At 65.3% G+C, this 26,221-nt stretch carries 28 protein-coding genes and 1 tRNA gene; 20 read left to right on the top strand and 9 right to left on the bottom strand.

Features of this window, described 5'->3' with window-relative positions:
• The first annotated feature begins 51 nt into the window (after positions 1-51).
• The 4 genes from DRB17_RS15780 (at position 52) to DRB17_RS15765 (ending at position 3,306) form a co-directional block, all read left to right on the top strand.
• Positions 52-1,200, top strand: coding sequence for an acyl-CoA dehydrogenase family protein (locus DRB17_RS15780; RefSeq protein WP_193725743.1), 1,149 nt, complete (start codon positions 52-54; stop codon positions 1,198-1,200).
• A 17-nt stretch (positions 1,201-1,217) separates the two neighbouring features.
• On the top strand, positions 1,218-2,375 hold the full coding sequence (locus tag DRB17_RS15775; protein ID WP_114583186.1) for a CaiB/BaiF CoA transferase family protein: 1,158 nt from the start codon (positions 1,218-1,220) through the stop codon (positions 2,373-2,375).
• A 148-nt stretch (positions 2,376-2,523) separates the two neighbouring features.
• Complete coding sequence (locus tag DRB17_RS15770; protein WP_114583185.1) at positions 2,524-3,036, top strand: hypothetical protein; 513 nt, start codon at positions 2,524-2,526, stop codon at positions 3,034-3,036.
• 69 nt (positions 3,037-3,105) lie between these two features.
• Positions 3,106-3,306, top strand: a complete 201-nt coding sequence (locus DRB17_RS15765; RefSeq protein ID WP_114583184.1) for a hypothetical protein — start codon at positions 3,106-3,108, stop codon at positions 3,304-3,306.
• A gap of 20 nt (positions 3,307-3,326) precedes the next feature.
• On the opposite strand, the gene DRB17_RS15760 is transcribed toward DRB17_RS15765, so the two are convergent.
• The 3 genes from DRB17_RS15760 to DRB17_RS15755 form a co-directional block, all read right to left on the bottom strand.
• Positions 3,327-3,944 (bottom strand): tetratricopeptide repeat protein, encoded by a 618-nt coding sequence (locus tag DRB17_RS15760; RefSeq protein ID WP_161958851.1) that lies wholly within the window; start codon positions 3,942-3,944, stop codon positions 3,327-3,329.
• The gene (locus DRB17_RS20365) at positions 3,941-4,180 is read right to left on the bottom strand and encodes a hypothetical protein (RefSeq protein ID WP_161958850.1); all 240 of its coding nucleotides are present in this window, start codon (positions 4,178-4,180) and stop codon (positions 3,941-3,943) included. The genes DRB17_RS15760 and DRB17_RS20365 overlap by 4 nt, the downstream gene beginning before the upstream one ends.
• Before the next feature lie 100 nt (positions 4,181-4,280).
• Positions 4,281-6,251 (bottom strand): sodium:solute symporter family protein, encoded by a 1,971-nt coding sequence (locus DRB17_RS15755; protein WP_114583182.1) that lies wholly within the window; start codon positions 6,249-6,251, stop codon positions 4,281-4,283.
• A 531-nt stretch (positions 6,252-6,782) separates the two neighbouring features.
• On the opposite strand from DRB17_RS15755, the gene DRB17_RS15750 reads away from it, so the two are divergent.
• The 3 genes from DRB17_RS15750 to ettA all read left to right on the top strand — a co-directional run bounded on the left by DRB17_RS15750 (position 6,783) and on the right by ettA (position 11,466).
• Positions 6,783-8,243 (top strand): putative nucleotidyltransferase substrate binding domain-containing protein, encoded by a 1,461-nt coding sequence (locus DRB17_RS15750; protein ID WP_114583181.1) that lies wholly within the window; start codon positions 6,783-6,785, stop codon positions 8,241-8,243.
• Positions 8,244-8,279: 36 nt separating this feature from the next.
• Positions 8,280-9,641 carry a 3'-5' exonuclease gene (locus tag DRB17_RS15745; protein ID WP_114583180.1) on the top strand — a complete coding sequence of 454 codons (1,362 nt, stop codon included), beginning with the start codon at positions 8,280-8,282 and terminating at the stop codon, positions 9,639-9,641.
• A gap of 145 nt (positions 9,642-9,786) precedes the next feature.
• Positions 9,787-11,466: an energy-dependent translational throttle protein EttA gene (gene ettA, locus DRB17_RS15740; protein WP_114583179.1), complete on the top strand. Its 1,680-nt coding sequence runs from the start codon at positions 9,787-9,789 to the stop codon at positions 11,464-11,466.
• Between the two features lie 144 nt (positions 11,467-11,610).
• On the opposite strand, the gene DRB17_RS15735 is transcribed toward ettA, so the two are convergent.
• From DRB17_RS15735 to DRB17_RS15725, 3 genes are all read right to left on the bottom strand, one after another.
• On the bottom strand, positions 11,611-12,300 hold the full coding sequence (locus DRB17_RS15735) for an MlaC/ttg2D family ABC transporter substrate-binding protein (RefSeq protein WP_114583178.1): 690 nt from the start codon (positions 12,298-12,300) through the stop codon (positions 11,611-11,613).
• A 3-nt stretch (positions 12,301-12,303) separates the two neighbouring features.
• Positions 12,304-13,098 carry an MlaA family lipoprotein gene (locus DRB17_RS15730; RefSeq protein WP_114583177.1) on the bottom strand — a complete coding sequence of 265 codons (795 nt, stop codon included), beginning with the start codon at positions 13,096-13,098 and terminating at the stop codon, positions 12,304-12,306.
• 352 nt (positions 13,099-13,450) lie between these two features.
• Positions 13,451-14,392 (bottom strand): hypothetical protein, encoded by a 942-nt coding sequence (locus DRB17_RS15725; RefSeq protein WP_114583176.1) that lies wholly within the window; start codon positions 14,390-14,392, stop codon positions 13,451-13,453.
• Between the two features lie 128 nt (positions 14,393-14,520).
• On the opposite strand from DRB17_RS15725, the gene DRB17_RS15720 reads away from it, so the two are divergent.
• The 3 genes from DRB17_RS15720 (at position 14,521) to DRB17_RS15710 (ending at position 15,723) form a co-directional block, all read left to right on the top strand.
• Positions 14,521-15,012, top strand: coding sequence for a thioesterase family protein (locus DRB17_RS15720; RefSeq protein ID WP_114583175.1), 492 nt, complete (start codon positions 14,521-14,523; stop codon positions 15,010-15,012).
• A 17-nt stretch (positions 15,013-15,029) separates the two neighbouring features.
• On the top strand, positions 15,030-15,536 hold the full coding sequence (locus DRB17_RS15715) for a pentapeptide repeat-containing protein (protein ID WP_114583174.1): 507 nt from the start codon (positions 15,030-15,032) through the stop codon (positions 15,534-15,536).
• Positions 15,537-15,646: 110 nt separating this feature from the next.
• A tRNA-Pro gene (locus tag DRB17_RS15710) sits at positions 15,647-15,723 on the top strand.
• A gap of 78 nt (positions 15,724-15,801) precedes the next feature.
• Here DRB17_RS15710 and DRB17_RS15705 read toward each other — a convergent pair.
• Entirely contained in the window at positions 15,802-16,152 is a 351-nt protein-coding gene (locus tag DRB17_RS15705) for a hypothetical protein (RefSeq protein WP_114583173.1), read from the bottom strand.
• A gap of 19 nt (positions 16,153-16,171) precedes the next feature.
• Positions 16,172-17,779: an SPOR domain-containing protein gene (locus DRB17_RS15700; protein WP_114583172.1), complete on the bottom strand. Its 1,608-nt coding sequence runs from the start codon at positions 17,777-17,779 to the stop codon at positions 16,172-16,174.
• A 325-nt stretch (positions 17,780-18,104) separates the two neighbouring features.
• Between DRB17_RS15700 and DRB17_RS15695 the strand changes: the two genes are divergently transcribed.
• The 5 genes from DRB17_RS15695 to DRB17_RS15680 all read left to right on the top strand — a co-directional run bounded on the left by DRB17_RS15695 (position 18,105) and on the right by DRB17_RS15680 (position 21,498).
• A complete protein-coding gene (locus DRB17_RS15695) occupies positions 18,105-18,806 on the top strand; it encodes a ParA family protein (RefSeq protein ID WP_114583171.1) in 702 nt (233 codons plus the stop codon).
• Between the two features lie 12 nt (positions 18,807-18,818).
• Positions 18,819-19,187 carry a hypothetical protein gene (locus tag DRB17_RS20005; RefSeq protein ID WP_147274928.1) on the top strand — a complete coding sequence of 123 codons (369 nt, stop codon included), beginning with the start codon at positions 18,819-18,821 and terminating at the stop codon, positions 19,185-19,187.
• The gene (locus DRB17_RS15690) at positions 19,184-20,005 is read left to right on the top strand and encodes a hypothetical protein (RefSeq protein WP_114583170.1); all 822 of its coding nucleotides are present in this window, start codon (positions 19,184-19,186) and stop codon (positions 20,003-20,005) included. The genes DRB17_RS20005 and DRB17_RS15690 overlap by 4 nt, the downstream gene beginning before the upstream one ends.
• A 36-nt stretch (positions 20,006-20,041) precedes the next feature.
• Complete coding sequence (locus DRB17_RS15685) at positions 20,042-20,227, top strand: hypothetical protein (RefSeq protein ID WP_114583169.1); 186 nt, start codon at positions 20,042-20,044, stop codon at positions 20,225-20,227.
• Positions 20,228-20,307: 80 nt separating this feature from the next.
• Complete coding sequence (locus DRB17_RS15680; RefSeq protein ID WP_114583168.1) at positions 20,308-21,498, top strand: NnrS family protein; 1,191 nt, start codon at positions 20,308-20,310, stop codon at positions 21,496-21,498.
• Between the two features lie 34 nt (positions 21,499-21,532).
• On the opposite strand, the gene DRB17_RS15675 is transcribed toward DRB17_RS15680, so the two are convergent.
• Complete coding sequence (locus tag DRB17_RS15675; protein WP_421779072.1) at positions 21,533-22,549, bottom strand: polyprenyl synthetase family protein; 1,017 nt, start codon at positions 22,547-22,549, stop codon at positions 21,533-21,535.
• A gap of 153 nt (positions 22,550-22,702) precedes the next feature.
• Here DRB17_RS15675 and DRB17_RS15670 point away from each other — a divergent pair, with 153 nt between their 5' ends.
• From DRB17_RS15670 to DRB17_RS15650, 5 genes are all read left to right on the top strand, one after another.
• Positions 22,703-22,918 (top strand): putative signal transducing protein, encoded by a 216-nt coding sequence (locus tag DRB17_RS15670; RefSeq protein ID WP_114583167.1) that lies wholly within the window; start codon positions 22,703-22,705, stop codon positions 22,916-22,918.
• Positions 22,915-23,670, top strand: coding sequence for a tRNA1(Val) (adenine(37)-N6)-methyltransferase (locus DRB17_RS15665; RefSeq protein WP_241503863.1), 756 nt, complete (start codon positions 22,915-22,917; stop codon positions 23,668-23,670). Before DRB17_RS15670 ends, DRB17_RS15665 begins: the two co-directional genes overlap by 4 nt.
• Before the next feature lie 63 nt (positions 23,671-23,733).
• Positions 23,734-24,600, top strand: a complete 867-nt coding sequence (locus DRB17_RS15660) for a S49 family peptidase (protein WP_114583166.1) — start codon at positions 23,734-23,736, stop codon at positions 24,598-24,600.
• A 65-nt stretch (positions 24,601-24,665) separates the two neighbouring features.
• On the top strand, positions 24,666-24,950 hold the full coding sequence (locus DRB17_RS15655; RefSeq protein ID WP_114583165.1) for a hypothetical protein: 285 nt from the start codon (positions 24,666-24,668) through the stop codon (positions 24,948-24,950).
• Between the two features lie 156 nt (positions 24,951-25,106).
• Positions 25,107-26,024, top strand: coding sequence for a glycine--tRNA ligase subunit alpha (locus DRB17_RS15650; protein ID WP_114583164.1), 918 nt, complete (start codon positions 25,107-25,109; stop codon positions 26,022-26,024).
• Positions 26,025-26,221: the final 197 nt, after the last annotated feature.

Genomic DNA, 26,221 nt, shown 5'->3' with positions numbered 1-26,221 from the left:
CGTTGAGATAAAATGCAGGTGCGTAATCCCAAGGCACGGAAAGGGCGAGCGATGGATGTGATCGAGGAAGTGCGCAAGAGCGTGTCGCGGCTGTGCGCGGAGTTTCCGAACGAATACTGGCGCGAGCTGGACGCCGGCCGGGGCTATCCGCGGGAGTTCGTCAGGGCGCTGACCGATGCGGGCTTCCTTGCCACGCTGATTCCCGAGGCCTATGGCGGCTCGGGTTTGGGGTTGATGGCGGCGGGCGTGATCCTTGAGGAGATTGCCCGCTCCGGCGGCCATCCGGGAGCCTGCCATGCGCAGATGTATACCATGGGAACGCTGTTGCGGCACGGCTCGGAGGCGCAGAAGCAGGCGTACCTGCCGCAGATCGCGGACGGCCGTTTGCGGCTGCAGGCCTTTGGCGTGACCGAGCCGGCCGCCGGAACCGACACGACCTCCATCGCGACCTTCGCCGAGAAGCGCGACGGGCGCTACGTGATCAACGGGCAGAAGGTTTGGATCAGCCGAGCCGAGCACTCGGACCTGCTGCTGTTGCTGGCGCGGACTACGCCGCGCAATGAGGTCGCCCGCAAGACGGAGGGGCTGAGCGTCTTTCTGGTGGATATCCGGGAGGCGCTAGGCAACGGCCTGACCATCCGCCCCATAGAAACCATGATGAACCATCACACGACCGAGATGTTCTTCGACGACCTGGAGGTGTCCGAGGACGCGCTGGTCGGCGAGGAAGGCAAGGGGTTCCGCTATATCCTGGACGGCATGAACGCCGAGCGGATCCTGATCGCCTTCGAGTGCATCGGCGATGCCAAGTTCTTTATCGAGCGCGCCACCAACTATGCGAATGACCGCCAGGTCTTCGGCGGCCCCATCGGCCAAAATCAGGGCATCCAGTTCCCGATTGCGCGGGCCTATGCCGACATGCGGGCGGCCGAACTGATGACGCACGAGGCCGCCCGCCGCTTCGACACTGGCGAGCACTGTGGCGCGGAGGCCAACATGGCGAAGCTGCTGGCTTCGGAGGTGTCGTGGCGGGCCGGGGATACCTGCCTGCAAACCCACGGCGGCTATGGCTTCGCCAAGGCCTTCGACATCGAGCGGAAGCTGCGGGAAACCCGCCTCTATCAGGTGGCACCGGTTTCCACCAACCTGATCCTCGCCTACCTTGGCGAGCACGTCCTGGGGCTGCCGCGTTCGTTCTAAGTTGGAGGGGGCAGGGAATGGCCGCGTCGGAATTACTGGCTGACGGCGAAGCAAAGCCGCTCGACGGCACGTTGGTGGTGTCGTTGGAGCAGGCCGTGGCGGCGCCGGTCTGCACCCGGCGCCTGGCGCTTGCGGGTGCTCGGGTCATCAAGGTGGAGCGGGCCGAGGGCGACTTTGCCCGCGGTTACGACGATTACGTGAAGGGACAGTCGACGTATTTCGTCTGGGCCAATCATGGCAAGGAGTCAATCTGCCTGGACCTAAAGGATCCGGACGACAAGGCGTTGATGTGGCGGCTTCTGGCCAGGGCGGATGTGTTCGTCCAGAACCTGTCCGCCGGGGCCGTGGACCGGCTGGGCTTCGATAGTGCCAGCCTGAAGGAGGCGGCGCCGCGATTGATCGTCTGCGCTATCTCGGGCTATGGCAGCGGCCATGCCTTGGAGGGCATGCGGGCCTACGACATGCTGATCCAGGCCGAGAGTGGCTTCTCCAGCGTCAGCGGCGGCGGCCGCGTTGGCGTATCCATTGCCGACATCCTCACCGGCATCAACGCCTATGGCGGCATTCTGGAAGCGCTGGCCCGGCGGGAGCGGACGGGAACCGGGGATCATTTCTCCGTTTCCCTGTTCGCCAGCATGGCGGATCTGATGGCGGTGCCGCTGCTTCAGGCCCGCTACCACGGCAAGGGGCCATCGTATATGGGGATGCGCCATCCCTCTATCGTGCCCTACGGCGCGTTTCCGGTCGCCGACGGCAAGGAGGTGGTCATTGCCGTGCAAAACGAGCGGGAATGGGAACGGCTATGCCGGGACGTCCTGCGAAGCCCCGCATTGGCTGAGCGTCCTGAGTACGCCAGCAATACGAAACGCAAGTCGCATCGCGATGAAGTGGAAGCCTCGATTGCGTCGATTACCGGCGCCCTCAGCGAGGCCGAGCTGATCGACAGGCTGGAGGCCGCCCGCGTAGCCTACGGACGCATGAATACCCCAGAGGATGTCCTGGCACACCCGGCTTACAGGGAGGTCTCGGTCGGCGTGGGCGACGCCGAATCGGCGCGGATGCCGGCTCCGCCTCTCGCCGCGCCCTGGCTAACGGAGACTTTGGGCCACTGTCCCGCCCTTGGGGAAGATACCCAGGCGATTCGCCAGGAATTCGGCGAAGACGGCAATTCCTGATGCCCTCGGCACACCAAGCCGGTGTGCGGATCGGCCGCCGTCAAGCCCGCGAGCCATACAATGATATTCCTGGCAGGATGACCTGGCGGCTTTCCAATCCGCGCCCGCCGTCGTAGACTTTTATGATTGAACTGAAGGTGGTGCGCGCATGAGGTTGTTCGAAATATTGCTCCATCCCGAGCGGGAAGAGGATTTGAGCCGCACCGAAATTGCGCGTGCGGCCAACGAGCTTCAGGTCGGGGAATTCCAGTTTCTTCAGCTTGCCTACCATCACTGGCACGGCACCGATATGCCCGAGGGGCTGATCGATTCGCTGTTCAGCCAGTATATGCTTGAGAACAACGTCCCGGCATGGGCACGCCACTATGCGCGCGAGGTGCTGAAGGCGGCTGCGCAGGGCGCCATCGACGAGACCGACCCGCGTTTTCACCGCTATGACGACGACTACGCCACGCCGCTGCCAACGGGATTGCGGCGGTTCCTGGCGGCGAGCTTCGTCGTTGTCCTGGTGATTGGTGGCGGAATCGGGTTCAGCGTATTCATAGAATCGACCACGACGCAGCTTCTGCCGCCCTACTTCGAGGAAGAAGAACTGCGCGGCGGCGATCAGCCGGCCGTCGAGCCGCCCGGCAGGCGAGGCGAGGGGATGCGCGGCTTGTAGCCCGCCAGGGGGCGCGGCACCTGCATTCCCGCGTTGAGCGGCGCGGCGCGGGCAGCTAATCTCCCTGCCATGTTCGATTTCGCCGGTCAGTACGAGCAGCTTGTCAACATCGTGTTCCTGGCGGTGACCGGCTTCATCGCCTGGAACGGCATCCGTTATCGCGACGATGAGGGCAACACCGATTTCGTGCGCCTGCTTTTCGGCTGCATCGCGGCGGTGTTCTTCTGCCTCGTGCTATTCCAGGATGTGCTTGGCGTGGTGCGGTTCTAGCCAAGGTATCCGGCAGCGCCTCACGGCTTGTACATCCGCTGATCGGCATCCTTCTCGGGCAGGCGCAACAGGCGCTGTTCAGGCGGTTTCTCGAACTCCCTGGCCAGGTATTCCGCGCGGTCGCGCACCGTTGCGGCACGATAGCCGTAGAGTACCTCGTCGAAGATCGAGGGGCCGTCGATTCCCTCCTCGTCCGTGCGCAGTGCCTGGATATAGGCGTCGAGCGCCTTGCGGTGATTGCCCAGCCGGTCGTGAATGATGCCGCGGTTGGCGTAGGCCGCCGCCAGCACGCCATAGCCGGTGGGGTCTTCCTTTGTGTCCTCCGGCAGTGTGCGGTTCAGGAAATCGATCAGGTAGGACAGCTCCTCCAGCGCATTGTCGTAGTCTTCGCGCTGGATGAATACCAGGGCGCGGCCCATCAGGGCGCCGCGATGATTCGGCATCTCTTCCAGCGCGAGGTCGAAGTTCTTCAACGCCTTGTCGAACTGACCCTCGGATAGGCGCTGGTCGCCCTTCTGCACGTAGTAGTCGCCGGGTGCGGCGCCGAAGAAGTCTCCGAACACCAGCGCGCCCAGCATCGCCACGATCAGCAGTGTGCCTGCCAGATAGGTAAAGCGCCGAACGACGTCGCCGTTCATGATCCCCACCAGGTCGAGGTGTAGAGGTAGCCGACGAGGAAGCAGAGTAGGGCGGCCGTGGCGCCCGCCCGGCGCATTAGCGCGCGCTGTCGCTCGGGATCCGCTTCCTGGCCTTCCAAGCGCTGCACCCGGCGCACCGACAGCACCCAGATCAGCCGGCGCACCGGAAAGAACAAGGCCGCCGCCAGTAGCAGCGCCCATAGCAGATGGTACTTCTCGGTGAAAATCTCGGCCATTATCCGCCTGCATTGGGGCGCCTAAGTCCCCAATCTAGAAAGAAAACAGGGGAAGGGACAAGCCCTTCCCCCGTCTTCGTCTTCACAGTTCGCGCAGGGCTCAGCGGCCGGCGCCCTGAGTGGGCTGCTGCACGATATCGCCGATGTCCTCGACCAGAACCTCGACCTCCTTGCGCGGCACCTTGGACATCTCCATGAAGTAGGCCAGGAACCACATCATGCCGACGCCAAGCAGCCAGAACAGGATCTGCCAGGCCCAGATCGACGGGATGCCGAAGGTCCAGGTGCTGGCGTCGCTCGGCACGCCGAAGATGGTGTTGCCGATAACCGCACCCGGCCCGATACCGAAGAACAGCCAGGCCAGGGTGACGATCCACGCCAGCGGGATGAACTTGCGCTTTTCGTCACTAAGCCCCGCATGCTCGTGCAGGAAGTTGTGATACTCCATGCGGTGCTTGTACTCGTTCTGGTTCTGCGTCACGGCCGAGACGATGAGGAGCACGCCGACGTTGAATATGATGCCCCAACCCGCGGAGTGGATGGTCCACGGCCAGCGGCCCCACGGCAGCTCGATACCGAAAACTCCGGCGATGTTGATGCCGAAACTCTCGGTGAAGATCACGGCGAGCAGTCCGGCGGCCAGGCCAAGTGTCGCGCCCTGGCGGGTGATCCACGGGAACCAGCACACCGACGCCAGCGACGGCCACATCTGGAAGCCGAAGGCAACCGCCAGACCGCCCAGCAGCACCAGCGCATCGCGGGAGAAGGTGGCCACCAGCAACGCCGCGATCACGATGAACGCCACGCCCATACGGCCCAGCAGCTTCTGCTCCGCGTGGCCCGCGCCGGGCTTGAGGTAGCGCTTGTAGAGATCGCGGGTCAGCATCGAACCGGCGGTCGACATGTAAGCGGCACCCGTGGACTGCATCGCCGCCAGCGCGCAGACCGCCAGGATGCCCATCAACCATGGCGCCGCGTCGGCGATAAGGTTGATATAATTCGGCACGATGCTATCGGGGTTCTGCGCGATGTCGGCCGGCAGGATGGTGGCGTCGGTCAGGCCGGCTTCGTTCACCGCCGGGTTGGCGCCCAGGAAGTGGGCACCCATGCCCTGAGCGGCGGTGAAGAAGAACAGGATGAACCCGATCGCGAAGGACGAGGCCCACACCTGCTGCGGCGCGAACGGGCGCGGGTCGGTGTTGCCGAAGGCCCACATGGTGAACGCGGGGGCCGACTGGATGCCCATCAGCGCGAACATGTAGGTCAGCACCATGATGCCGGTCCACAGGCCGCCGGTCGGCGTCTCGACCCCAAGGCCGGCAGTGAACTGGATCACGCCCGGAATGGCCAGATAGGCGTTGTGGCCGTCGGGCGTGGCACCCCACCTGCCAAGCTCCGGGTTCTGGCCGAGCAGGGCCAGGCTCTCGTTCAATCCACCGAAGCCGCCGGTATAGCTGTAAGCGATGAAGCCGATGATGACGATTCCGGCCGCCAGCATGACGCATTGCACCGTGTCGACATACGCCACCGCGCGCAGGCCGCCCGAGGCGACGTAGACCAGCACCACAATCGACAGCAGCCACATGCCGAAGTCCTGGCTTACAAGATCGTCCGTCAGCACGTTGAACAGGTAGCCCGACGCGCCAAGCTGCAGGCCCAGGTAGGGGATCGAGAACAGAAGCGCCACGATCACGGTCAGGATGCGGATCGCATCGCCCCGGAAGTAGGCCGACAGCATCTCGCCCGGCGTGACATAGCCATAGCGTTTGCCGATCATCCATTGGCGTTTGAGGAACATAACGCCGGTGAACGGGATCGTGATGGCATAGAACGACGCATAGGCGTACTGGAAGCCGTCACGGTAGATGAGTCCCGGGTGACCCATGAAGGTCCAGCCCGAGAAGGACGTGGCTGTTGCCGCCAGAATGAAGACCCACATCGACAGGCGGCGCCCGGCGATGAAGTAGTCGCTTGCCGTACGGGCGGAACGTGCACCCTTGATGCCCATGGAGATGCAATACGCCCAGTACAGGATCACGAAGACAAACAGCCAGATGACTTTCGTTTCCAAGGCCGTGCCCCCTTAGTTCCGAATGCGCGGGGGCGCGATGCCCCCGCCTTGTTGGCGTTCGCGATACCTGGACGCCGTGTCGGACGGCAACATTTGCGTGCTGCCCATGCGTACCGCATCAACCTGCTGGCATAGCGACACGCGAAATACCTCCCCGGCGTCGTTGTTCGCCTCACGGCACGTCCGCCCGTGCTGAACACGGGCCATGGTCCGCAAGGACCTGCGCATGTAACGAGTGGCGGGGTGGCCCGGATCGCCAAAAAGCCAAGTCCCACCCGGACATACGCCGGCCTTTCGCGGCACAATTAAGTATAACTGAATACCATTTCTGAACGCATTGGACAACGAATCAGTCCGGTGCCAATCTCTCTCTCGTTTCGCACGGCAAGTCAGCCGCCGGGGTGCTTTTCGAAGGGAACCGGGTTCGATCCGGCGGCGTTCGTTCGGGAACAGGCGCGATGTCGAACGGCACCCGGAAGCGTAGGCGCCGAGAGCACGTTCGATTGAAGCGCGGGAGAAGGGCGTTCGCAGATGCAGTCGCAGACGAAGATATTCTCTCACCTCGTACGCGATTACATGCGAAGGCATCCCGTCGTCCTGGGGCAAGGCACCAGTATCGCCAACATGCTGGGTGCCATGGGTGCGGCAAAGTCGACAAGCGCCCTGATAACCGATGCCGAGGGGCGGCTGGTGGGTATCGTCACCGAGCAGGATGTCACCCGCCGCATCGCGCTGCGCTGTCGTGGCGAGGAGCCGGTCGCCGACGTGATGAGCGCACCCGTACGTGCGGTGTACGCCGACGATTATCTCCATACAGCGATTGCCCGAATGCGCCAGTACGGCTGGCGTCATATGCCGGCGACCGACCGGGATGCGCGCCCGCTTGGTGTGATCGATCTCAATACCGCGCTTGCGGTCGCCGCGGAGCAGACCGTGCACCTGATCGAGCGGATTTCCCACGAAGGGACGCTCGACGGCTTGCGCGAGGTGAAGGCGGCGGAGGTCGAGGTGGCGGGGGAACTGCTGGCCGACAACGTGCCGGCGCCGGAGATCCAGGCTCTACTTACCGATATCAACCGGGACATCCACCGCCGGATCATCGACGCGCGCATTGCCGGGATGGAGGCGGAGGGCTGGGGCAAGCCGCCAGTGGAATTTGCCGCCATCATCATGGGCTCCGGCGGGCGCGGGGAGAACTTTCTGTATCCCGACCAGGACAACGGCTTCATCCTGGCCGACTATCCAGACGAGGAACACAACCGCATCGACGCCTGGTTCCGCGAGCTGGCGGAGCGAATGTGCCGCGACCTGGATGCCGTCGGCTTTCCCTGGTGCAAGGGCTATGTCATGGCGGTCAATCCGTTGTGGCGCAAGACGATCTCCCAGTGGCGCCAGCAACTTGCGGTGTGGGGACGCAAACACAGCTTCGTCGCGGTGCGGCTCTCCGACATTTTTTTCGACTTCCAGCCGCTTTACGGGCGCATCGATATGGCCGCCGACCTGCGCCGGGCGGTCGTGGACGTGCTTCGGCGCAGCCCCGGCTTCCTGCGCGATGTGCATAGCCATACCGGTGATCAGGCAGTGGCTCTTGGCTGGTTCGGGCGATTTATCACCGAGAAGGACAAGCCGGAGCATCGCGGCGAGATCAACCTGAAGCACACAGGCACGCTGCCACTGGTCCAGAACGTGCGCATGATGGCCCTGCGCGAGGGCATCGTGGAAACCCCGACCCTGGTGCGTATCGACAAGTTGCGGGAGAGAGACGTCCTCGGCTCGGACGAGGCGGATTATCTGCGCGGCGCCTACCGGCACATCACCTTCCTGCTGCTGCGTCAGCAGATTGCTGACTTCAAGGCCGGGCGCAGCGTCGGCAACTATGTTCACCCGGATGCGTTATCCGAACGCGAGCGGGACATCCTGAAGGATTCCTTCCACGCGATCGAGGCACTGCGGAAGCGCATGCACAGCGAAATGACCGCCGACGTCTTCTAGCATGGGCGGCATGGACCTCATGCAGGGCGATAAAGGATGCCGGCTGAGCGACTGAAACTGTTCTACGTCCTTCTGGCGTTGGCGGGAATCGGCGTGCTGGCGCTTGCCGGGCTGTATGCTGGCGTGGCGTTCGATCCAGGAGCGCGGCCCGGCTTGCCGGAGGTGGTCCTTGCCGCCGCGCTCCTGGTGGGCGTTGGGGCGTTGCTAACGGCGGCGACCCTGATCCGCCGCCACTTCCGCCAGGTCGAACGCGTACGCGGTGCCATCGTCACTCTTGCCGGCGACGAGAACGCCGTGCTGCCCGTGCAGCCGACCGGCGAGTGCGGGCGGGAAATGGAGCGGCTGTGGCTGGCTCTGGGCGACCTCTCCGCCCGCTACGCCCGCATTCGGGCCTTGCCGGACGAACGCCTTCATGCGGCGTTGGCCGCCGTCGGCGAGGCCATCGTGGTGATAACGGAAAGTGGCCAAGTCAGTCTGGTGAACGCCGGGGCCAAGGGCCTTCTGGGGGCCGAGCGCGTACGCGTCGGCACCTCCGTGTTCGCCGCGCTCGACCGTCCGAGCGTACTGGAAGCCGTACGCCTTGCCGAACGAAACGAGCGGCCCGTGGACGCGGAGCTGACAACGGTGGACGGCGTTGCCCTTTCCGCGCGAGTCGCGCCCTTCGGGACGCACGGCGGGGCTGTCCTGTCCTTCGCGGCGGATGAGGCGGCAGAGTACGCCTTCGAGCTGGAACACGCCCTTGACCTGCACGATAGGCCGCCGTCACCTGGCGATGTGGGCGACGACAGCCCGCTGGACGACCTCGCAATTGTTGTGGTCGATACCGAGACGACCGGCCTCGATGTCGAGGAGGCGCGCATCGTTTCCATCGGCGCGGTCCGCCTGCACGGGGCGAAGGTATATCGCAGCGTGACGATGGATCGTCTGGTCCGTCCGGGCGTCGCGGTCCCGGCGCGCTCCACGGCCGTGCATGGCATCACCGACGACATGGTGGCCGACGCCTCGCCCTTTCCGGATGCCTTCGGCGACCTGCGCTCGATGATGCAGGGGGCGGTGCTGCTCGGCCACAACGTGGGCTTCGACGTCGGCGTGCTGGACCGCGAATGCCGGCGCTGGGGTCTGGATTGGCAGCCGCCGCCTATGCTGGACACCCTGCTGCTGGCCGGCGCGCTGATGCCCGAGCAGGAGGATCTGCGCCTGGAAGCGTTGGCGGAGGCGTTCGGCGTCGACGTCCAGGGTCGCCACACCGCTCTTGGCGACTGCCTGGTGACGGCACAGGTGTTCATCCGGATGCTGCCGTTGCTCCACGACCGGAACGCCGCAACGCTGGGCGCCGCCCGGGCGCTGGCCGAAAGCCGCCGGGATCTGGTGAAGATGCAGCGGGATTCCGGCTGGTAAGGCGTGCCGACGCACGGACTTTGCGTTCCATGGCGGGGCTTGCTAGAACACGGCGCGTGCAAATGGTATGGCGCCGGCCGCGATGGCCTCGCGGCGCCCCACTTTCCGCACAAATCATCGCACAACGACGAGGACGCAGCCCGCAATGGCTTCCTATCAGTACGTTTATGTAATGAAGGGTCTGACCAAGATCTTTCCCGGCGGACGCGAGGTCCTGAAGGATATCTGGTTGTCGTTCCTGCCGGGCGCGAAGATCGGCGTGCTGGGTCTGAACGGCGCCGGCAAGTCGACGCTGATGAAGATCATGGCCGGGCTGGATCAGGAATATAACGGCGAGGCCTGGGCGGCCAAAGGTGCCAGGGTCGGCTATCTGTCGCAGGAACCTGAACTCGATCCCAGCAAGGACGTTGCGGGCAACGTCACCGAGGGTCTGGGCGAGATCAAGGAACTGGTGGAGCGGTTCGAGCAGGTGAGCGCGCGCTTCGCCGAGGATATCTCCCCCGATGAGATGGACCAACTCATCGCCGAGCAGGCGGAGTTGCAGGAGAAGATCGACGCGGCCGACGCCTGGGACATCGACCGCAAGATCGAGATCGCGATGGACGCCCTGCGCTGCCCGCCCGGCGAGGCGGACGTTACGCGTCTTTCGGGTGGCGAGCGCAGGCGCGTCGCGCTGTGCCGGCTGCTGTTGCAGAAACCGGACCTGCTGCTTCTCGACGAGCCGACGAACCACCTGGACGCCGAATCGGTCGCCTGGCTGGAGCGCTATCTGGAGGAGTACGAGGGAACGGTCGTGTGTGTCACCCACGACCGCTATTTCCTCGACAACGTGGCCGGCTGGATCCTGGAACTCGATCGCGGTCAGGGCATTCCGTTCAAGGGCAATTACTCCGCCTGGCTGGAGCAGAAGCAGAAGCGCCTGGCGCAGGAGGAAAAGGAAGAGGGCGCGCGGCAGAAGGCACTGGCGCACGAGCTGGAATGGGTGCGATCCTCCCCCAAGGGGCGGCAGGCCAAGTCGAAGGCCCGCCTCAACTCTTACGAGCAACTTCTCCAGCAGCAGGCAAGTCAGGCCCCGGAAAGCGGGCGCATCGTCTTTCCGACGCCGCCGCGCCTGGGCGATCTGGTGATCGAGGCCGAGAACCTGCGCAAGGGCTTCGGTAACACGCTGCTGATCGACGAGCTTTCATTCAAGGTGCCTCCGGGGGCGATCGTCGGCATCATCGGCCCCAACGGCGCCGGCAAGACGACGCTGTTCCGCATGATTTCCGGACAGGAGCAGCCGGATGGCGGCACCTTGCGGGTCGGCGACACCGTCAAGCTCGGCTATGTCGATCAGTCGCGTGAGACGCTGAACCCGAAGCACAGCGTTTGGGAGGAAATCTCCGACGGCCAGGACGTGATCGATCTGGGCAAAAAGCAGATCAACTCGCGCGCCTATGTCGGTGCCTTCAACTTCAAGGGCCGCGACCAGCAAAAGCAGGTTGGCACGCTTTCGGGCGGTGAGCGCAACCGGGTGCATCTGGCGAAAATCGTGAAGTCCGGCGCCAACGTCCTGCTGCTCGACGAGCCGACGAACGACCTGGATGTCGACACTATGCGCGCGCTGGAAGAGGCGCTATTGGACTTCCCTGGCTGTGCGCTCATTATCAGCCATGACCGCTGGTTCCTCGACCGCATCGCCACTCACATCCTGGCCTTCGAGGGCGACAGCCAGGTGGAGTGGTTCCAGGGCAACTACCAGGACTTCGAGGCCGACCGCATCCGCCGGTTCGGTGCGGAGGCCGTGCAGCCGCATCGGATCAAGTACAAGCGTCTCGAACGCTAGGCCGTATCACGGGGTGTGGCGGGGACGGCCATCCTGGCTGCCGGACGAGAAATTGAAGGCCCGCTGGCGATACCGGCGGGCCTTTCGCATTTGCATTCAGTGTGACCTGTGAGCGGGCTAAGCTGGCATTCCAGGGAAAGCTTGCTACTGAACCACGCCCTGCGCGCTCTCGGGTTTGAAGGCGCCCTGGTCCAGCTTGCGCTCCAGGATGTCGGTAAGCGCGCTGACCCGGCCGCCGTTACGCTTGATCACCGAGGTGTATTCGCTGCGAAGCGTGATCGCCATGCTCACACCCTCCGCCAATACATCGACGATCTCGAAGTCGGAGCTTTTGTGGCGCACGCGCCATCCAGCCTTGACCATTCCGCCCTTGTCGCCGGGCTGGGCAATCCGGCTGTCCACGAGGTAGAAGTCCGGATTGCGCGGGTCCTGTTTGGCGCCCTCGACCACGAAGTCGTCGTTCGAATAGCCCTCGAACAACGGCAGGAAGCGCTGCATGACCACGCGCTCGAAGGTTTTGCGGAAGGCCTGTTTCTCCTCATCGCTGGCGACACGCCAGTAACGGCCCAGCACGAAGCGGCTGATCGCATCCATTGCAAAGCCGTCGTTGAGGAGGTTGCTGAATTGATCCACCCGCTCGTTGTAAGGAATGCTCTTGTCGCCCAGCTCCGCGATTGCCTGCTGGCCAAGGGTGCGGATGAAATCGGCCGCGCCCTCGTTCTGGGCATTCGCAGCGGCAACCGATTGGCTTGACAAGGTAAGCGGCGCGGCCATGACCATGCTCAGGAGCAGCGCCTTTGCCACTGCTCGTCGGGCGAAGCCCGGTGCTTGCATCGCCTAGTTCTCCAGTTCGGCGGTCTCGCCCGGTGTTGTCTGTTCGGAATATCCCGGGAAGGCCGGTGTTTCGACGTCGCCGTTTTCGATCTGCGCCCGGCGGCGCTGGTAATATAGACTGCGCATCCGGGCGTAGAAGTCCACCGAATCCCGCCTGATCTCTTCCAGCGTCTCGATATTCCGGGCGCGGAAGTCGACACCCTCCGCGGCCCTGGTGGCAAGACTGAAAGTCGTCGCACCATCGACATAGGTCAACGGGTCGAGGAAGATGTCAACCAGTTTGCCGGTGCCGTCACGTGCGCTCGACGGCCCCAGGATCGGCAGCACCAGGTAGAAGCCGTCGTCAACGCCCCAGACCGCCAGTGTCTGCCCAAAGTCCTCGCGATGGTAGGGGTGGCGCTCCGGCACAAGGTCGCCAAGGCCGAGCGTCACGGTGTTCACGAGCAGACGTGCGGCCGAATCCTCCGCACGGTCCCACTGACCCTGGAGTAGATGGTTCGCGATAACGACGGGCAACCCGACATGGCGCGCGAAGTTGCGTACGAGATCCCTGAATTCTTGCGGAAGCAGGAAGCGATACGTCGAGGCCGCCGGCTTGATGACGGCGAAATCGACGGCGTCGTTGAACGCGAACACGAACCGATTGGGGGTTTCGAGCGGGTCGTTCGGCTCTTCGTAACCGAACAGTTCCTCCTCTTCCGTCTGCTCGCCATTCGCGGCGCAGGCCGCCAGTGCAACAGACACAAAGACCGTCGCCAGCGCCCGCCCAAGCTTCGAACCGTCGATCCCTCCAGGCATAGACCCCCCTCTGAGGCAGCCCCCCAGTCTTCACCATCAGGATGCCCGCGCCGCAAACCCCTTCGCACGAGCGCGGTGCCGCCACTACGTCTTTCCACCCCCTTTTTGAGCACGCCGATGCCCGTATACCGACGAGTGCGCAGGAGGCGGATTCCAGCTATATGCATTCGCGCAATTGGATCGCGAACACGGCCTTGGCCAATCAGCAGCACTTAGCACAAGGGTCCGTTTGAAACCAGTTAACAAGCCGTGCGTGAGACGTGTCCGGCACAGTCTGTTGCAGAAATGCCTCAATTTGTCCCGCTTTGCACTGGCAATCAAGAAAACCAGATTTATCAGAGCACTAGCTGGATCAAGTCAGGATTTTCCGGTAGATCGGGAGCAAGATGGCCGGCAACATGAAGATTGGAAACTGCCCCACGGCGAAGAACAGCAGCACGTCGAATTCGCTGTCGGCCGGCATGGTTGCAAGTAGCAAGCCCATGTTGCAGTTTCCCGAGAGGAGGCCGACGGTGAGCGCGCCCTTCCGGCCAAGCCAGGAAAAGGCCAGGATACCCACTAGCTGCAAGCCTGGATTCGCGACGAAGGATGCGAATAGCCATAGTGCCACGACGCTGGGCCGTTCGATAAGTGTCTCCGTGACACCGTTCATAACGCCGATTGCAAAGACCAGCATTGCAGCCACGACAATGCCGTCGATCTGTCTGGCATGAGCGGCGACACGCTGGTTGCCGGCAAGCCTGCGGATCAGAGCCGCCGCAGAGAACGCCGGCAGCACGATTGCGCCAAGGCGGAGGGAGAACGCGGCTGCACCGATCTGCAGGTCGAGGCCAAGCAGCAAGAGGGCCAGCGGGGGAAGGGTGAATGGTACCAGCAGAGTCGCGGCGAGTCCGGTGACGATGGCAAGCGCCCCGTCCAGGCCCAGCAGCACCGCAATGGCTGCCGAGGTGAGGATCGGCGGCGCGGCGGCCATCAATACCATGGCGGTGCCAAGCGCCTCCGGTGGCCGCACTGGCCCCAGCACGAGCCACATCGCCAGTGGCGCACCCAGTAGCAGCCAGGCCGTGAGGATCGTGGCCAGCATTGGCCGCCGCGCGTACTCGGCCATCTCCGACCAGTCGATGCGAAGCAACAGTGCGCTCATCATGATAAGGACGCTCGGCGTCAGGGCCGGGCGGACGATGGCGGCCAGCGGCGGCACGGCGAGCCCAAGAAAGATGCCGACGAACAGGACGCGGGTGGCGTGCGCGCCCAGGAACCCGAGCAGGGCGTCGACGCTGGCAATCAGTCGCATGGCGGAAGCCGGGCAATCGTGAAGAATTCAGTGGTCGCAACAACGCTATCGGGTTTGCCGCACGGCGCCAATGCTCTATCGTCCTTATCCGAATGGTGGTCGAAAACGGACAGTCGGCAGGACGATAGATGAGCGAGCCCGCCCCGCTGGATCTTCACCGCGAATCCGTGCGTCCGGAGTGGATCGACTACAATGGCCACATGAACGTGGCCTATTACGTGCTCGCCTTCGACCATGCCACGGACGCCTTCCTGGCCTATGTCGGACTGGACGACGCCCACCGCGAGGCCACGGGCGGCTCTGTCTTCGCCGCGGATTCGCATGTCACCTATGTCCGCGAGGTGGGCGAGGGGGACCCGCTTCGCATCGCCACGCGGCTTCTGGCTTTCGACCCGAAGCGCGTCCACCTGTTCCACGAGATGTATCACGCCGGGGAAGGCTACCTTGCCGCGACAAGCGAATGGCTGATTCTCTATGTCGATCTCAACACCCGCCGCGTCGGGGTCATGCCGGACGCCGTGCAGCAACGCTTGGCGCAGGTGGAGGCGACCCACGGCAAACTGGACTGGCCGCAACAGGCGGGCAGGGTCATCAAGGTTCCGGCGAGGCAGCAGGCTTGAGCCCCACTATGCGAGCAATGCACACTGTGCGCCGCAGTGCGCTGGTTGCTGTCGGGGTGGCGCTCGGCATGCTGGCGGGACCAGCGGCGGCCGATTGCACGGACCCGCCGATACCGGGGGTGAACTACCAGGACTGCACGTTCGATCGCATGGACATGAGCGACGTCCGGCTTTCCGGGGCGCGCCTGCGCGGCGCTTCCTTCATCCGCGCCGATCTCACCGGCAGCGACCTCTCGGAGGTGGAGGCCTATCGCACGAAGTTTCTCAGCGCCACCCTGCGGAACGTCAACTTCGACGGCGCCCAGCTTTTCCAGGTGGACTTCTCTCGCGCGGACCTGGAGGGTGCGTCGTTCGTAAACGCGGACCTCAGAAGTTCCGAGTTCTATGGGGCCAACATGCGCGGCGTGGACCTGACCGACGCGCAACTCCGGGAAACTGACTTCACCGGCGCCGATCTCTCGGGGGCCACCTGGACCAACGGCGAATACGTCTGCCGTGAAGGCTCGATCGGTCGCTGCAACTAATCGGAAGCCGCCCCGGCATGCGGGGAAATGACCGGCCCGCAAAAGCTGTAAGAATCGCACGCGGCCCCATTGCCATCGCGCCGCTGAACCGCTATATACGGCGCCGCTGACGGGGAGTAGCTCAGCCTGGTAGAGCGCCGCCTTCGGGAGGCGGAGGTCGTTGGTTCGAATCCAGTCTCCCCGACCAATCACATGCGAAAAGCCCCGGCCATCCGACCGGGGCTTTTTTCGTTCGAGATGTCGCTGCCGCCGTCCACTTCCCGTCTCAGCCCGCGACCTGGAGTGCCAGCAGGGTGAGGGCGGAGAGGCCGGTGGCGCCGACGAGGGCGCGGCTTGTGGCCTCGCCGACAAGGCGGCTCGCCAGTGTCTGCGGCTCGCTCTGGGTTGAGGCGGGCTTCACGCCGGCGGGGCGGAGTTCGCGGACCGTTGCCTCCACTTGCGCCAGGGTGGCCCGGTCGATCGTCTCGTTGGCCAGCTTTTCGCGCAGAACGAAGAGGTGGCGGCGCAGGGACTCGGTGCCCGGTCGGTCGACCAGAAGGCAGGCCATCCGGGTCTCCAGCAGGCGCAGCACGTCGTCCTGCCGGGGCTCGGTGCCGATTACGCTCATCACGCTCATGGCGCTCGTCTCCGCGATGTTACCGCTGCACGACCAGACATCCCTGACCCTTCTCGGCCAGTGCTTCGCACAGGCGGTCGGGCGCCTGCTTGGCGTCGAACGGGCCGGTGCGCACCCGGTAGAACGTACCCTTTTCGGGCAGTTCGGCCGATTGCAGTGACATCGGCAGGCCCGCGATGAGTTCCGGGTACTGCTTCTGCAGGCGCCGCCATTCCGCCTTGCCCGACTCTGGCGTGGAGAAGGATGCGAACTGCGCCCAGTAGGCTCGCTTGGCGTCACCCGAATCCTGCTGCGGTGTTGCGCTCAACTGTTTGCGCACGGCCTCCGCCGTCGTTGTACCAGCAGTCTGAGACTCCTCGTTTACAGTCGCTGGCTTGGCGGGTTGTTCGGATGCCTGTGCCTCGGTGTCCGGGGTGTCAGCCTGGGCGGTTTTGCCGTCTTCCGACGGCTCGCTGAGGCGGGCAACCTGCGCTGGCTTCGTGGATTCCGGCTCGGGCTCCGGCTTCGCCGATGTCTCGGATGCCTGGGAGGCGCCTGCCGCACCCGTCTCCGCCGTGTCCGCCATCGCCGGTTTCTCTTCGTCCGCGACGGTATCGGTTTCAGAAGCAGAGGCAGGCGCCATCTCGGCCGCATCATCGTCCTGCCCGGACATCTCCGCGCTGTTTGCCTTGGCCCGATCCGGCCCTTGCGAAGGCATGGCAACGGCGGCGGCAAGCTGGATCGGCTTGCCGTCCGGTGGGAGCGGGTTGTCGGCGTCATCCGCCGCCTCAGCCGTGTCGATGCTCCGAGGCTCGGACGTACGACGCGCGGTCGGCTCTGCCCCGGTCTCCCTGGCACCCTGGCCGTTCTCGCCGCGAAGGCCCTGAAGCGCGCGGTAGTAGGCGAGGTTGCGCTCCACGGTCTGAGGCGACAGGTCCTCGCCGGCGGTCGCGGCCGCGCGCTGCATGTCGCCGGCCATGCCATACACAAGGGCCAGGTTCTGCCGGGCGCGAGCGGGCGCGGTGGGATCGCGCACCACTGCTTCCAGCGTGCGCATGGCCTTCCGATAGTCCTTGCTCAATGCAAGCGACAGCCCGAGGTTGTTCTTCAGCGCCACGCTCTCCGGCATGTGTTCGAGTCCAGCGCGGTAGGTGGCCTGCGCTTCCTTGTGGCGGTCGAGCAAGTCGAGCGCCACACCCTTCGACAGATAGGGGCGGTGGTCCCTCGTGCCCGCGTCGATCAGAACATCGAACTGCTCGATTGCGGCGGCAAGCCGGTCGCCGTCCAGCAGAGACTGACCGAGTCCATAACGCGCGGCCAGCGAGTCCGGATTGCGCTTCAATGCCTCCCGGAAAGCCGTGGTGGCCCGCCGCGACTGGCCCGCGGAGCGGGCGGCGTGACCCAGGCCGATGAACGGCTCCGCGGCATCGGGATATTTCTCGGCCGCCTTTTCGTAGATATCGGCCGCCACGCTTGCGTTGCCGGCCTCGCGGCTTCGCTCCGCCAAGCGCATCAGTTCGGGCAGCGAGGCTGTTTCGCTGACTTGCGTCTGCGGCTTGGGTGTGCCCGTCGCTGCGCAGCCGCCCAGCACCAGAACGGCGGCGACAGCCGCGAGGCAGCGTCCTTGCGACAGCATCTTGCGTTTCATCGGCGTCGTTGCCCTCTCGAAGTCTGCATCGCCGCCGGCCCTGAGCCGGCCGTGGGATCGCACGGACCCCTATGGCTGGCCTGGATCATGCGCGTTAATCCTTAACAATTTGTGGATGTTAGTCTGCAGTTTCGTGTTGTTAGTTGTAATTAACCGATTGTTCAGAACTAATTGGCATATCGAAGTAGAGACAAAGGAATGTGTTAAAAGTAAATATCGTAAAACAATTTATGCATACGGCGCGAATGACCAGCGATTTTCCGTCGAATTCGACCGAAGTGAGGGCCGGAGGCGTGGCCGGCGACAGCAACAGGAGCAGGACAGCATGCATGTGTTGACCTTTGCCTCGCAAAAGGGCGGATCGGGCAAGACGACCCTGGCCGGGCACTTGGCCGTGCAAGCCGCGCAGAGCGGGGCGGAAAGGGTTGCGCTGATCGACACCGATCCACAGGGCAGCCTTGCCGATTGGTGGAACGCACGCGATTCGGCGATGCCGGAGTTCGTTCACACCGCCGTCGGACATTTGCGCGCGGATCTCGATGCGCTCGAACAGATGGGGATGGAGCTTGTCATCATCGACACGCCGCCAGCGATCACCGACACGATCGAACAGGTGATCGCGGTGTCGGATCTCGTCGCCATCCCGACGCGGCCCAGCCCGCACGATCTGCGCGCGGCGGGGGCCACGGTGGAACTGGTCGAAGCCTGCGGCAAGCCGTTGGTGTTCGTCGTCAACGCGGCCACGATGCGGGCCCGCATCACCGGCGAGGCGGCGGTCGCGCTGTCGCAGCACGGTACGGTCGCGCCCACGACGATGCACCAACGCACCGACTTCGCCGCCAGCATGATCGACGGCCGCGTCGTCGGGGAACTCAATCCGCAAAGCAAGTCGGCGCAGGAGGTCCGCGATCTTTGGACGTATCTGTCCGGCCGGCTGCGGGGCACGCGGCGCGAGACTTTCCTGCGGACCCAGGAGGCCGGGCGCCCGCGCAAGAGCGTGGTCGTCCCGGCACGGGCAAGTGCGTAAGGCGAGGGCGAGATGACGGTTGCTTCGCTATCCGGCCAGCTTCTGGCCCGTAAGGGCACAGCGCGCCCGTCGGCCGCCGTTCCGCGTGGCGCGGGTGTCGAGACTTCGTTACCGTCCCGCGCGCCCCTGCGGGTGGCGCCGCCGCAGGAACCTCCCGCCGCCGGCGGCGAGCGGGCGCGAATTTCATTGCGGCTCGACCCCGAGCGCCATCGCCGGCTACGCTTGGCGGCCGCGCACCTCGACTGTTCGTTGCAGGATTTGCTGATCGCCGCGCTCGATGAGCATCTCTCCGGGTTGCGTCTGGGCTGCGCTTGCTTTCGAGAGGGTGCCGAGGCATGCCGGAACGGCTGCCAACTGGATGAGGAGGATCGGGCGTCATGACGACACCGGGGCAGGGCAAGCCCGAGACGCCGGCGGCGGGCAAGCCAGCGGCGTCGCTTCTGACCGTTCCACTCTTCAAGGACCAGGGTGCGCGGCGTCGCCGTCAACATGCGGAGCCGCGAAGCGATGGCGGCGTCGCCAACCGGCACGATGAAAGCGTGGCCTCCATCGCCGACGCCGCGGAGGTGCCGCCCGCGCTGCGTGAAGAGTCGCCGCCACCGCCGGATGATATCGTCGATACCTCGCGGTTCCTGACGCAAGGCGACGAGCCCGCCGGGTCGCCGGAACCGGCGGAGGACGCGGCCGCGCCGGAGTCGCGGCGGGCGCCGCGCGTCGAGGCACACAAATCGGCCGAGGCCGACTCACCGGCTGCTCCGCGGACGCCGGCGGACATTCGCGAACTGAAGCGATACTGGCGCCGTGTCGGCCATGGGCGACATCCCGAAATCGAGGATCTCGACGCGGGGACGATTGCCGCCAACTGGCCCAACACGCTGCTGATCCGCGTGGCCCGGGATGGCCTTGTCGATATCCTGCGGGTTTATGCGCCTGAACCGGGGAGCGGTGAAGGCGAAGCGGCGGGGCATCCCTTCGCCGGCGACCGCTTCTCCCAGCTCTCGACCTGGGTGCTCGATCTGGCGCGGCAGGCAGCGCGCGACGCCGCACCGCTGGAAACGACGGAAAACTTCGCGCTGGGAGCCGGGCAGAAGGCGCTGACGGCGCGCGTCCTGCCGTGCGGCAGCCGCACGGATCCGGCCGACTTTGTGCTGCTCAACATCGCCGAGGCCGAGACGCGGCATCTCGACCGGACGGGATAGGTTTGGATCGGCCCGCCAAGGTGCGGAGGACGCGCGATGCGCATGGTTTTCTTCGGAACCGCCTCGATTTACGCGGTTGGTGTGGTTCTGACGGCTTTGGGCCAGGCAGTCACCCTCTACTCCGAGGGCTGGGGGGTGGACACCTTGGCCCTCCGCGCGCTGGAGGTAGGGCTTTCGTGGCCCATGTTGCTTGTGGGGCTGCTCACGGAAATTCGCTTCTAGGCGGAGCCGGTCCCGCAATTGGCGTTCCGGCCCGCGGGGACTGTCCATAGCGCCTCGATCCTGGCAATCTGGCGCCCATCATGGCTCGGCAAGGCGCGGCAATCCCACGATACCGGACGTTCAGCGGCCCGTCCCTGCTGTCGCAGGGGTTCCGGCCGTTTTTCCTGGTTGCCGGCGTGTGGTCTGCGCTTGCGGTTCTGCTCTGGATCGGATGGCTGCTGGGCGGCTGGCCGCTGCCGCTCGCCATGCCCGGCGTGTTGTGGCACGGCCATGAGATGATCTTCGGCTATCTGGTTGCGGCGCTCGCCGGCTTCCTTATGACGGCGGTGCCGAACTGGACAGGGCGTATGCCGCTGCAGGGTCGTGCACTTGCGGCGCTGACAGTGATTTGGGGCGTGGGCCGGTTGGCGATGGCGCTGGGCGGGGCGCTGCCAACAACGGTTGTGGCGGTCGCCGACCTTGCCTTCCTGGCTTGCCTGCTTGCCGTCATGGGACGGGAGATCGTGGCGGGGCGGAACTGGCGTAACCTGCCGATCCTGGGCGCCCTGACGCTGTTGCTGGTGGCGAACGTCACCGTCCACGCGAGCGCGGCCTTCGGCTTCGATCCGCGTATCGGCCTGCGGCTCAGCGTCGCCATGTTCGTGGTTCTGATCGCTCTTATCGGCGGGCGGATCGTTCCCAGTTTCACGCGCAACTGGCTGGTCAAGCGCGGCCACGACAGGCATCCGGCGAAGTACGGCCATGGAGACCAGGCGGCGCTGCTGATCACGCTGGCCGCGGCACTCTCGTGGACGGCCGCGCCGTCGTCAGGCCTCACAGGTGTGCTTGCGGGCGCTGCCGCGCTGGCAAACGCGTGGCGGCTGTCGCGTTGGCGCGGACTGCCGACTTGGCGAGAGCCGCTGCTTCTGATTCTTCACCTGGGCTATGCGTGGCTGCCGCTCGGCTTCGCGTTGATGGCGGCGGCCAGCTTTTCGGCGGAGGTTCCGGCGAGCGCGGCGCTGCACGCGATGACGGCCGGGGCCATGGGAGCGATGACACTGGCGGTGATGACACGGACATCACTCGGCCACACGGGCCGTGCCTTGACGGCCGATATGGCGACGACGGTCAGTTACGTGCTTGTCATCGCCGCGGCGGTGCTGCGGATTGCGGGTGCCCTTGCGCCAAGCGCGGCGAGCGTCCTACACGCCGCGGCCGGTGCGGCGTGGGTCGCGGCCTTCGCCGTCTTCGTCGCCGCCTATGCGCCGAAGCTGGTGGCGCCGCGCCCGTAGCGGACGGCCGCAGTCGGCCCGAGAAGGGTGTCGCTCAATACGCCCGCGCCACGGAAAACTCCAGCGCGTCGATCAGCGTCTGCTTGACCGGGCCATCGGGGAACATCGACATTGCTTCGCGTGCGTCACTGGCGTAGTCGCTGGCGCGCTTCAGGCTGTCGCTGAGGCAATCGCGCTTGTTAAGAAGCTCCATCGCGTGCGGCAGATCGTCCTCGCGCTGGTCCATGTCCTCCAGGCAGCGCCGCCAGAATGCGCGTTCCGTCTCGTCGCCGCGCCGGTAGGCCAGCACGATCGGCAGAGTAATCTTGCCGTCGCGGAAGTCGTCGCCGACAGTCTTGCCCAGCGCCTGCTGCTCCGCCGAATAGTCCAGCACGTCGTCGACAAGCTGGAAAGCGATTCCCAGGCCCTTGCCGAAGCGTTCCAGGGCAAGCTCCTCTTCCTCGCTGCGCTCCGCCACGACGGCGCCGACGCGGCAGGCGGCGGCGAACAGGGCGGCGGTCTTCGCCTCGATCACCTCAAGATAATCGCTTTCGCCGGTCTCGGTGTCATTGGAGGTGAGAAGCTGATGCACCTCGCCCTCGGCGATGATGGCCGAGGCGTCGGAGAGGATTTTCAGCACCTTGAGGGAGCCGTCCGCGACCATGAGCTGGAAGGCGCGGGAGAACAGGAAGTCGCCGACAAGGACGCTGGCCTTGTTGCCCCAAAGCGAGTTCGCCGTTTCAAGGCCGCGCCGCAGGTCGCTGCCGTCGACCACGTCGTCGTGCAACAGCGTCGCCGTGTGGATGAACTCGACGCAGGCGGCCAGGCCGACATGCCGGTCGCCCTCGTAGCCGCATATCTTTGCCGAGGCCAGCGTCAGCAGCGGTCGCAGTCGCTTGCCGCCGGCGGCGATGATATGACCGGCCAGTTGCGGGATCAGCGCGACCGGTGACTGCATGTTGTCCAGAATGACGCCGTTGACACGCTTCAGGTCGTCGGCCACCAACCGCTGCAGCGGGGCCACGCCCTCATCCTTGCCTTGCTTCGTCGTCCGGCTTGCGTCTGCGGCCAAGGCCACGTGCGTCGTCTCCCTCGTGCGTCGGATCACGTACCGCGGTTACCATATAGACAAGTGGGGCGAAACATCCGCGGCGGCTACGGGAGCATAGAAGTCGCCATGAAGGGGTCAAGCCCGAGTGAGCATCGAAGAGGAAACCCGATCCCCATGCGTGAATTGCTGCGCACCAACGATGTGGTTCGCCTGTCCTGGCTGCAGGCCCTTCTGGCCGATGCCGGGATAGAGACCCTGATCCTGGATGCCCACACCTCGATCATCGAGGGCTCGATCGGGGCGATTCCGCGCCGGCTCTGCGTGGCGGAGGACGACCTGAGCCGCGCGCGGCAAGTTCTCGAAGACGCCGGGGAGGAGCACGGCGCGTGACAGGTCTCCGCCACATCGGCCCGGTGCGCGAGGACGCACTGCTTGGCGGGCGGGTGCGCATGCGCCAGCCGGTCGACGGCTATCGCGTTGCCATCGATCCCGTGTTGCTGGCTGCGGCCGTTCCAGTGCGTGCGGGCGAAAGTGTGCTGGACCTGGGCTGCGGGGTGGGGGCGGCCGCGCTCTGCCTCCTGGCGCGTCAGCCGGAAGCGCGGGTGCTGGGCCTGGAAATCCAGCCGGATCTCGCTGCGCTCGCCGCGTCCAACGCCGAGGCGAACGGCGCCGCCAGCCACTTCAGTGTCGTTGCCGGCGACCTGCTGACGCCGCCATTGAAGGCTGATGGTGCGGGCTTCGATCACGTCATGGCCAATCCGCCCTATCTTTCCGCCGAGTCGGCGCGACGGCCCGACAATCACAGCCGCGCCATCGCCAATGTGGAGGGCGCGGCACGGCTGGCGAATTGGGTTGCGGCGGCGCTGGCATTGTGCCGGCCGCGCGGGACGATCACCTTCATCCATCGCGCCGACCGTCTGGACCGGCTTCTCGCGGCGTTGACGGGCCAGGCAGGGGCAATCGTCGTGTTTCCGCTTTGGCCGATGCCGGGAAAGGATGCGAAGCGGGTTCTGGTGCAGGCCCGCAAGGACATCAAGACACCGACGCGGATGGCCGCCGGCCTGACCCTGCACGTGGCCGGCGGCGGTTTCACGCAGCCCGCCGAAGCCGTGCTGCGCGGCGAAACGCCCCTGACGCTATGAAAGGCGGCCTGGACTGACGGTCGAGGCTTGGCAAGCCCCCTGGGTATGGGCCATCTAACAGCCATGAAGCTAACCGAGTCCCTGTTCCGGCTGCCGCTGCTCAACCGCATCGAGCGGCCACCCGTCGTTTCCGTCCTGCGCCTGGCCGGGCCAATAGGTCACGTCGGCCCCTTGCGCAGCGGAATGTCGCTGGAAAGCCTCGCCGAGCCGATCGAGCACGCCTTCAAGCTGCCGAACCTGTCGGCCGTCGCGCTGATCGTGAATTCGCCCGGCGGCTCGCCGGTGCAGTCGGCGCTGATCGCCCAGCGCATCCGCGACCTTGCGGACGAGAAGAACGTGAAGGTCTATGCCTTCTGCGAGGACGTGGCGGCCTCCGGCGGCTACTGGCTGGCCTGCGCGGCGGACGAGATCTACGCGGCGCAGAGTTCCATCGTCGGCTCCATCGGCGTGGTCAGTGCCGGATTCGGCTTTCAGGACCTGATCCAGCGCTATGGCATCGAACGCCGCGTGCATGCCAGCGGCGAAAAGAAGGTGATACTGGATCCTTTCAGGGAAGAGGATCCTGACGACGTTTCCCGCCTGGAGGCTATCCAGGCCGAGGTGCACGACGACTTCAAGGCGATGGTGCGCGCGCGGCGTGGCAAGCGCCTGAAGGCCGACGGCGACACGCTGTTCAGTGGCGAGTTCTGGACCGGCCGCCGCGCGTTCGAGCTTGGACTGGTGGATGCCATCGGCGAGGCGCGGCACACGCTGCGCGGCATCTATGGCGACAAGGTCCGGCTGCGTCCCGTGCAGCCGCGCCGGGGCTGGTTGCGCCGCAAGCTGCGCTTCGGTACGGCGATTCACGGCGGTGCGCTGCCGGAGGGCTGGGCAGGTGATGTACTCGCGGCCCTGGAGGAGCGGGCGCTGTGGAGTCGCTTCGGCCTGTAGATTCCCGCGTTCCAGGTGCGGCAGTGCTGCCGGTTCGCTTGACGGTTGGCCGTGCCGGCCTCTAAATGACGGCCATGTTCGGGTTCTCGTTCGGCAAGCTTGTCGTCCTCGTCGTCGTCATCGCGGCGGTCTGGTACGGCTTCAAGTACATGTCGCGCCTGCAGTACCAGCGGGAGGAGCGCGCCCGTGCGCGCGACCGCATCGACCGCCGCCAGCGCGGCGATCCGACCGCCGGGCCGGCGCCCGCGCCCGGCGAGGGCGCGGAGGACATGGTGCAGTGCCCCACCTGCAAGGCCTATGTCGCCGCGAAGGGCGCGCGCAACTGCGGGCGTCCCGACTGCCCCTACTGACCTCTCCGGAGGTGGCTCCGCAGGGGGCGTTACGCCGCGTTGTGCGGTAAAGCCGCCGATTCCCGTCGACCGCCCGTTGATTCCCCGGCCGCTGGCCGCTAAGTTTCGCGCCCGTTCCCGCGCTGCAACAATAGTGAGAGGCTTGGCAGGGTGGCCATGCCAGACGACGCTCGCGCCGTCCGCAACAATCCGGAAACCTGCTTCCAGCGCCTGATCCTGACGCTTCAGGACTACTGGGCGAGTCGTGGCTGCGTGCTGTTGCAGCCATACGACATGGAAGTCGGGGCAGGTACCTTCCATCCCGCGACGACCCTCCGCGCCCTGGGGCTGGAGACGTGGAACTGCGCCTATGTGCAGCCGTCGCGCCGGCCCACCGACGGCCGTTACGGCGACAACCCGAACCGGGTGCAGCACTATTACCAGTTCCAGGTGCTGATGAAGCCGTCGCCGGAGAACTGCCAGGATCTCTATCTCGGCTCGCTGGAAGCCATCGGCATCGATCCGATGCGCCATGACATCCGCTTCGTCGAGGACGACTGGGAGAGCCCGACGCTGGGCGCCTGGGGCCTTGGCTGGGAGGTCTGGTGCGATGGCATGGAGGTGACGCAGTTCACCTATTTCCAGCAGGTCGGCGGCATCGACTGCGACCCGGTGTCGGTGGAATTGACCTACGGGCTGGAGCGCCTGGCGATGTACGTGCAGGGCGTGGAGAACATCTTCGACCTGGACTGGGACGGCGTACCGAAGGACCAGGGCGGCAAGACCTACCGCGACGTCTTCATGCAGAACGAGCGCGAGTTCTCCGCCTACAATTTCGAGCATGCGGACACGAGCGTGCTGTTCCGCCAGTTCGCGGACGCGGAAAACGCGTGCAACCACTTGCTGTCGTTGGAACAGCCGCTGTCGCTGCCGGCCTACGATCAGTGCATGAAGGCCAGTCACCTGTTCAACCTGTTGGACGCGCGCGGCGTGATCTCGGTGACGGAACGGCAGGCCTACATCGGCCGCGTGCGCGCCTTGGCGAAGGGTTGCTGCGAGGCTTGGCTGGCAAGTCAGACGGGGCAGGGGGCATGAGAGAATCGGCGGCATCCCGGCGGGACCCCCTCACCCTGTCCCTCTCCCCCTGTCGGGGGCGAGGGGACGACAGTCGCACTGTCACTGCCATGCCGCACCGGAGCAAGCCGGGTTCGAAGGTCGTTTCGATTATCGTCCCCTCGCCCCGCTTGCGGGGAGAGGGACAGGGTGAGGGGCCTTGGCCCCTGCGGAAGGAA

Origin of the sequence: Ferruginivarius sediminum, from assembly GCF_003344765.1 — a bacterium.
Classification (GTDB): domain Bacteria; phylum Pseudomonadota; class Alphaproteobacteria; order Kiloniellales; family Rhodovibrionaceae; genus Ferruginivarius; species Ferruginivarius sediminum.
This window is presented reverse-complemented; position numbering and strand designations above follow the sequence as displayed.

Coding starts and splice junctions, on each gene's coding strand:
- DRB17_RS15780 (WP_193725743.1), top strand. CDS start 52: ATGGATGTGATCGAGGAAGTGCGCAAGAGCGTGTCGCGGCTGTGCGCG.
- DRB17_RS15775 (WP_114583186.1), top strand. CDS start 1,218: ATGGCCGCGTCGGAATTACTGGCTGACGGCGAAGCAAAGCCGCTCGAC.
- DRB17_RS15770 (WP_114583185.1), top strand. CDS start 2,524: ATGAGGTTGTTCGAAATATTGCTCCATCCCGAGCGGGAAGAGGATTTG.
- DRB17_RS15765 (WP_114583184.1), top strand. CDS start 3,106: ATGTTCGATTTCGCCGGTCAGTACGAGCAGCTTGTCAACATCGTGTTC.
- DRB17_RS15760 (WP_161958851.1), bottom strand. CDS start 3,944: ATGAACGGCGACGTCGTTCGGCGCTTTACCTATCTGGCAGGCACACTG.
- DRB17_RS20365 (WP_161958850.1), bottom strand. CDS start 4,180: ATGGCCGAGATTTTCACCGAGAAGTACCATCTGCTATGGGCGCTGCTA.
- DRB17_RS15750 (WP_114583181.1), top strand. CDS start 6,783: ATGCAGTCGCAGACGAAGATATTCTCTCACCTCGTACGCGATTACATG.
- DRB17_RS15745 (WP_114583180.1), top strand. CDS start 8,280: ATGCCGGCTGAGCGACTGAAACTGTTCTACGTCCTTCTGGCGTTGGCG.
- ettA (WP_114583179.1), top strand. CDS start 9,787: ATGGCTTCCTATCAGTACGTTTATGTAATGAAGGGTCTGACCAAGATC.
- DRB17_RS15735 (WP_114583178.1), bottom strand. CDS start 12,300: ATGCAAGCACCGGGCTTCGCCCGACGAGCAGTGGCAAAGGCGCTGCTC.
- DRB17_RS15730 (WP_114583177.1), bottom strand. CDS start 13,098: ATGCCTGGAGGGATCGACGGTTCGAAGCTTGGGCGGGCGCTGGCGACG.
- DRB17_RS15725 (WP_114583176.1), bottom strand. CDS start 14,392: ATGCGACTGATTGCCAGCGTCGACGCCCTGCTCGGGTTCCTGGGCGCG.
- DRB17_RS15720 (WP_114583175.1), top strand. CDS start 14,521: ATGAGCGAGCCCGCCCCGCTGGATCTTCACCGCGAATCCGTGCGTCCG.
- DRB17_RS15715 (WP_114583174.1), top strand. CDS start 15,030: ATGCACACTGTGCGCCGCAGTGCGCTGGTTGCTGTCGGGGTGGCGCTC.
- DRB17_RS15705 (WP_114583173.1), bottom strand. CDS start 16,152: ATGAGCGTGATGAGCGTAATCGGCACCGAGCCCCGGCAGGACGACGTG.
- DRB17_RS15700 (WP_114583172.1), bottom strand. CDS start 17,779: ATGAAACGCAAGATGCTGTCGCAAGGACGCTGCCTCGCGGCTGTCGCC.
- DRB17_RS15695 (WP_114583171.1), top strand. CDS start 18,105: ATGCATGTGTTGACCTTTGCCTCGCAAAAGGGCGGATCGGGCAAGACG.
- DRB17_RS20005 (WP_147274928.1), top strand. CDS start 18,819: ATGACGGTTGCTTCGCTATCCGGCCAGCTTCTGGCCCGTAAGGGCACA.
- DRB17_RS15690 (WP_114583170.1), top strand. CDS start 19,184: ATGACGACACCGGGGCAGGGCAAGCCCGAGACGCCGGCGGCGGGCAAG.
- DRB17_RS15685 (WP_114583169.1), top strand. CDS start 20,042: ATGCGCATGGTTTTCTTCGGAACCGCCTCGATTTACGCGGTTGGTGTG.
- DRB17_RS15680 (WP_114583168.1), top strand. CDS start 20,308: ATGGCTCGGCAAGGCGCGGCAATCCCACGATACCGGACGTTCAGCGGC.
- DRB17_RS15670 (WP_114583167.1), top strand. CDS start 22,703: ATGCGTGAATTGCTGCGCACCAACGATGTGGTTCGCCTGTCCTGGCTG.
- DRB17_RS15660 (WP_114583166.1), top strand. CDS start 23,734: ATGAAGCTAACCGAGTCCCTGTTCCGGCTGCCGCTGCTCAACCGCATC.
- DRB17_RS15655 (WP_114583165.1), top strand. CDS start 24,666: ATGACGGCCATGTTCGGGTTCTCGTTCGGCAAGCTTGTCGTCCTCGTC.
- DRB17_RS15650 (WP_114583164.1), top strand. CDS start 25,107: ATGCCAGACGACGCTCGCGCCGTCCGCAACAATCCGGAAACCTGCTTC.